A 4901-nucleotide genomic window follows, 5' to 3' on the forward strand; every position below is an offset into this window, starting at 1 on the left:
ATACAGTCACAGATACTTTTTACACTTTTATGGCTACTGGAACTATTAACACATCAATCTGCTGATTTTGAACCAGAAACGGTTTAATCAGCAGACACTAAATATAAAAAACTTGCTACAATCACAAACGGTAAGACCAGAACATGGACTCACACCAAGCTGAAAAAAGCAACTTATTATAAATATAAAGTAAAAGCTTATAAATTGGTAAATGGAAAGAAAGTGATCACAGATACTTCCGTATCCATACATGCAGTAACTAAAGGCGGAAATTATGGTGTAGCGAAAGCCGTTTCCATTACAAAGATTGGAAACAAGAAGAATGTTACAGAAGTAACCTTAAAGAAAGGCAAGAGCGCTCAGATTACAGCAGTAGAAGTAAAGAAAGACAAAAAGATCAAACACCACAGAAATCTCTGCTATGAAAGCAGCAATACAAATGTAGCAACCGTAACATCAAACGGTATGATTAAAGCAACAGGAAAAGGAAGCTGTACTATATGGGTATATGCACAGAATGGTGTATATAAAGCGATTACAGTAACTGTAAAGTAAATTTCGAGACAAGGGGCAGTAGTTAGCTGCCCCTTGTCATTTATCGACTTTTGTTCCAAAAACATCCGCTAAAGAATATCCGCCTGATTTAGATTCAGCAATCTCGTTAGCCTCAGTAAGCATTGCTTCCACTGCAGGACGAATTTTTTGCTGTGTCTGTCTGAATTTTTTAAGTAAGTTTTCTCCGCTATAGCCCTGATTAATCAGGTCAGCGATAATCTGTTCGGAAAAAAACGAAATGTGTATTTTTTGAGATTCCATAGATATTCCACCCTTCAATAGTAATGTTGTTGTAACTGTGTATTTTCTATTTTGCTAGCCTATGTAATGCCTGGTTTTAGGATTATTTGTCTTATTATAAGATATGTAGTTTAGAATATCAAAAAATTTTATAAGATTTTTTGGTTTTATAACAAATGTGCATTTCATAGAAGCTACAATAGACTTATCAAAAGAAAAACAGAAGCGAAAAACTTTTGAAAATAAAAAAACGGAGGAAAAGAAAATGAGAGAAGTATCAAAAGAAGAAATGAGAGAGGTAACAGCAGGAAAATGGCAGTGCAATACATGTGGACGGAAATTTAGTCTTTGGATTAAACTCTGGTCTTGGGCGGCGCATGATTGCGTTGGATTCAAATATCATTGGGTTTTCTTTTAAGGTTTTGAAAATTATATTTGAGCAAAAAGTAAGGGGCTGATTGACAGTCCCTTGTTTTAATGTGCCCTGTGTGTTCGGAAAAGAGCTGATTTATGTTATTTATCGGCCTCTTTTCCAAAAACATCTTCTAAAGAACATCCGCCTGATTTAGATTCAGCAATTTGATCGGCTTCAGCAAGCATTGCCTCTACTGCAGGACGTATTTTTTGCTGTGTTTGTCTGAAGTTTTTAAGTAATTCTTTTCCACGATAGCCTTGCTTGATTAGATCAGCAAGAATCTGTTTGGAAAAAGATGAAATATGTGCTTTTTGAGATTCCATAGATAATTCCACCCTTTAATGCAATTGTTGTCATAACTGTGTATTTTCTATTTATTAGCCTATATAATGTTTGGCTTTGAAGATCTTTATTTTATTATAAAATAGATAATTTAAAATATCAAAAAAATTTTTCTGAATTTTTTGGTTTTATAACAAATGTGCATTTCGTAAAAGCTACAATAGACTTATCAAAAGAAAAACAGAAGCGAAAAACTTTTGAAAATAAAAAACGGAGGAAAAGAAAATGAGAGAAGTATCAAAAGAAGAAATGAGAGAGGTAACAGCAGGAAGATGGCAGTGCAATACATGTGGAGAAAAATTTTGGATGTGGCATAAACTTTGGTCATGGGCAGCTCATGATTGCGTTGGATTCAAATATCATTGGGTTCTTTTCTAGGATTAAAAATTAAATATGAGTAGAACGGACAAAACAAGGGGCATATCATTCGATGGCCCCTTGTTTTCATGTAAAATATTCTCTATCTATAACAAATCTGCATTTCATTTGTGGTATGAAAGAATCAGGTAACTATAAATTTTGGATTGACTATGAGAAAGGAATGCCATGAACAATAAGAATATCGGAATATTAGAATGCTATTTTACTCTGGCCGGTGAGAAAAAATGGAGTGAAGCAAGGAAAGTACTGGAAAAGGCAGAAGAATGTCTGCGCAGAGCAGGCGTTGAGAAAATCATATCAAATGAAGAACAGAATACATTAAACTTTAAAATCAGAGCAGGAAAGAACACAGATGCCCTGGCAAAATATGAGTTGGATATACTGCCAGGTGAACACAGAATGCGTTTAAAACAAATATTGTTCCAAAACAACGAAAGAAGTGCAATTAACTCAACGAAATGGTATATTAAAAGGAGAAATGAAAATATACCAAGGGGAATGAAATATTATTTATCACCGGTGCGTCTGGAATGCAGCATCAGCATGGCGGACGAATGGGAAAATGAGCTCCTGCGTCGGGTTATAGATATGATGTGCATTACAGGTGATGACTATGAATTCCTACGGTATTTAAATGAAGGAGTTGTGCCTGAAGAGATTCAGCGTACGATACGACAGGAATATAAACAATATGAAGGAGAAATTGCAAATGGGATCAGTATTCGAAAAAATGATTCAGGATTTAAGCGGACAGGACTGTAAAGAAATATTAGATGAATGCATGGGAAAGAATGCAAAAAAGATCAAGAACCGACCATTAAGATATCGTCTGATTGCTTTGGGATTTGTGACTCATATGACTCTGGAACAGTTGGACAAAAAATTGCAGGAGAACGGATGCGAGCAGCTGTATGCCAGAAACTTTATTGAAGCAACCTTAATTTATGCATTCAGTAATAAGATGACATATCAGGAATGGAAAGAGCTGGAGGAACTTTGCGAAAAGGAGATTTTTGCAAATTCACAGTTAGATCCATGGTTTAATGAAAGTGCCATTAGATACAGTGATCTGCGAAAATATCTGGAGAGTAATTCCCAGGCAGATGGTGATAAACTTAAAACATTATCTGTAACAAAAAACATGCGTGAACAGATTGAAAAAGAAAGTTCAAAGGAACAGTTTATTCGATTCGTAGAACTTAATCTGGAAGAGTTTCGCAGTGTAAGAGAGAAAGCAAGATATTATTACTGCAAGTATCTGAATTTCTACATTGAAGAGAAAATAGAAAGCTATCTGACTGCCTATGAAAGACGATTCGGTATGGAGCAGGCGGCAATGGATCTGGCAGTTCTGAAATGCAAAAGTGATCTGCGGAAAAAATCAGAAAGTGCAGAAGATGTGCGGAATGAATTGTTGGATTCAAGGATATCTTTCGGTAACATTTATGATGCATTCAACTATTTTTATTTCTCCTATATATCTGCAGACTGGATGGAGGTAATGCTGGATGGTTACAGCGATGATGTAGACCAGATCAGTGAGGAAGACCAGAGGAAACTTGCAGAAGCTATCCGTACTTATGAGCATGGATGGAAAGATCTCTCTGACAGAGAAGCAGTTGCCAGAAAAATAGCAGAGATGAAACAAAAAGAAGAAGAGTACGACAGACAATATACAAGAAATACAGATGTGGCACAGCGCGGCTATCAGAAAGGAAGAGCAGGGGAAAACTCTGTCAGAAACTACATAAAAGGAAATATCGACATCGACAGAACGACTCTGATCTGTTATCTGTTATTCTTTGGACAGGAAGGTATGAGACACAAAGAACATATAGTTGACCGTGAGCGTTTGGATCATATTCTGGGAGAATGCGGATACTCAATCCTGAGAAAACAGGACGGATTTGACAACTTTATCATGCAGTATCTGGAAGCAGAAAATAGAGCTGAATTTCTGGTAGATAACGTAGTTGCAGCAGCAGAGGAACAGAAAAACTTTTATCTATATAATATGTATCAGGGCGGAGCAAGTGAATATGAGAGATTGAAGGATATGATACATTAAATGCTAAATATGTAGCGAAATATGGTTATTTATGTGCTGTAATGTTATATTCAAAAACTACATGATATAATCAAACTATGGAAACAAAAAATAATTTTAAAAGTTTTTGTACGTGAAGAAAAAATTCCTTTGGTACTTTCAAATGTGGAACATTATAAAGACAATAAGGTTTCCATGGAAGAAGAGAAAATATTATAAGAAAGACAATCTGAGATTACTACGGATATATAGAGCATTTGAGAAGTACCGGGGAAGGAAAAAGAGGAGGGGTTGATGTGAAGAAAGTGAAAAAAATTTGTTTTAAGTTGTTGGCAGTTATTTTAATATGTGTAATAATCTGTCCAGTCAGTGGAACGGAAACGGTTCATGCAGCAAGTATTAGCAAGGATAGAGCGGAACAGATGTATGTTTATGTATTAAAAAAATGGCTAGCACAGGGAGTATATGTTACAGTTAATAATGATATTTCAAACTATGTAACAAATACACAAAAAAAGCCAACAGGAAGAATTCCACTCAGTACAATTTTTGCCCGGGATGATGGATATTATACGATCGAGGATTTAAATGGAGATGGAGTTCCAGAATGCGTTATAGGTTCGGGTGTTGGAAGAAGTGGATACATGATTATTCTTACAATATACAATAACAATATTGTAAGATTGTTGGGCGTATTTCGAACTACGGGATATGCTACACCTGGCGCTTACTATAATAAGAGTAAAAATACATTTGCAATTATACAATTGACAAGTGCAAGAACCTGTGCAAGACATGTTTATCGAATTCGAAATAATAAATTAACTTAAACTTCCCACACCTTTAAGGTGTGCTGAACCTTGAAAATTCAATATTTCAGCCAATAAAAAAGGCATAAATACATTCCGTTTGGTATAATGG

General features: G+C 35.4%; 8 protein-coding genes. 6 read left to right on the plus strand and 2 right to left on the minus strand.

Going from position 1 to position 4901, the window contains the following annotated elements:
• Positions 1–204: 204 nt before the first annotated feature.
• Entirely contained in the window at positions 205–555 is a 351-nt protein-coding gene (locus tag ACTNES_RS19315) for an Ig-like domain-containing protein (RefSeq protein ID WP_441040428.1), read from the plus strand.
• 36 nt (positions 556–591) lie between these two features.
• Here ACTNES_RS19315 and ACTNES_RS19320 read toward each other — a convergent pair whose 3' ends face one another.
• On the minus strand, positions 592–816 hold the full coding sequence (locus ACTNES_RS19320) for a hypothetical protein (protein WP_291816223.1): 225 nt from the start codon (positions 814–816) through the stop codon (positions 592–594).
• A 244-nt stretch (positions 817–1060) separates the two neighbouring features.
• On the opposite strand from ACTNES_RS19320, the gene ACTNES_RS19325 reads away from it, so the two are divergent.
• On the plus strand, positions 1061–1213 hold the full coding sequence (locus tag ACTNES_RS19325) for a hypothetical protein (protein ID WP_441040429.1): 153 nt from the start codon (positions 1061–1063) through the stop codon (positions 1211–1213).
• 95 nt (positions 1214–1308) lie between these two features.
• On the opposite strand, the gene ACTNES_RS19330 is transcribed toward ACTNES_RS19325, so the two are convergent.
• Positions 1309–1533, minus strand: coding sequence for a hypothetical protein (locus tag ACTNES_RS19330; protein WP_441040430.1), 225 nt, complete (start codon positions 1531–1533; stop codon positions 1309–1311).
• A 244-nt stretch (positions 1534–1777) separates the two neighbouring features.
• On the opposite strand from ACTNES_RS19330, the gene ACTNES_RS19335 reads away from it, so the two are divergent.
• The 4 genes from ACTNES_RS19335 to ACTNES_RS19350 all read left to right on the plus strand — a co-directional run bounded on the left by ACTNES_RS19335 (position 1778) and on the right by ACTNES_RS19350 (position 4810).
• Entirely contained in the window at positions 1778–1930 is a 153-nt protein-coding gene (locus ACTNES_RS19335; protein WP_441040431.1) for a hypothetical protein, read from the plus strand.
• A gap of 168 nt (positions 1931–2098) precedes the next feature.
• Complete coding sequence (locus tag ACTNES_RS19340; RefSeq protein ID WP_216458656.1) at positions 2099–2695, plus strand: hypothetical protein; 597 nt, start codon at positions 2099–2101, stop codon at positions 2693–2695.
• Positions 2643–4001, plus strand: coding sequence for a hypothetical protein (locus tag ACTNES_RS19345; RefSeq protein ID WP_216458655.1), 1359 nt, complete (start codon positions 2643–2645; stop codon positions 3999–4001). The genes ACTNES_RS19340 and ACTNES_RS19345 overlap by 53 nt, the downstream gene beginning before the upstream one ends.
• Positions 4002–4276: 275 nt before the next feature.
• The gene (locus ACTNES_RS19350; protein ID WP_441040432.1) at positions 4277–4810 is read left to right on the plus strand and encodes a hypothetical protein; all 534 of its coding nucleotides are present in this window, start codon (positions 4277–4279) and stop codon (positions 4808–4810) included.
• Positions 4811–4901 lie beyond the last annotated feature (91 nt).

It is taken from the genome of Blautia sp. HCP3S3_D9, assembly GCF_052063845.1.
Classification (GTDB): Bacteria; Bacillota; Clostridia; order Lachnospirales; family Lachnospiraceae; genus Blautia_A.

Excerpts from the sequence above, each read along its gene's own strand:
- ACTNES_RS19335 (WP_441040431.1), top strand. The coding sequence starts at position 1,778 with ATGAGAGAAGTATCAAAAGAAGAAATGAGAGAGGTAACAGCAGGAAGA.
- ACTNES_RS19340 (WP_216458656.1), top strand. The coding sequence starts at position 2,099 with ATGAACAATAAGAATATCGGAATATTAGAATGCTATTTTACTCTGGCC.
- ACTNES_RS19330 (WP_441040430.1), bottom strand. The coding sequence starts at position 1,533 with ATGGAATCTCAAAAAGCACATATTTCATCTTTTTCCAAACAGATTCTT.
- ACTNES_RS19320 (WP_291816223.1), bottom strand. The coding sequence starts at position 816 with ATGGAATCTCAAAAAATACACATTTCGTTTTTTTCCGAACAGATTATC.
- ACTNES_RS19345 (WP_216458655.1), top strand. The coding sequence starts at position 2,643 with ATGGGATCAGTATTCGAAAAAATGATTCAGGATTTAAGCGGACAGGAC.
- ACTNES_RS19325 (WP_441040429.1), top strand. The coding sequence starts at position 1,061 with ATGAGAGAAGTATCAAAAGAAGAAATGAGAGAGGTAACAGCAGGAAAA.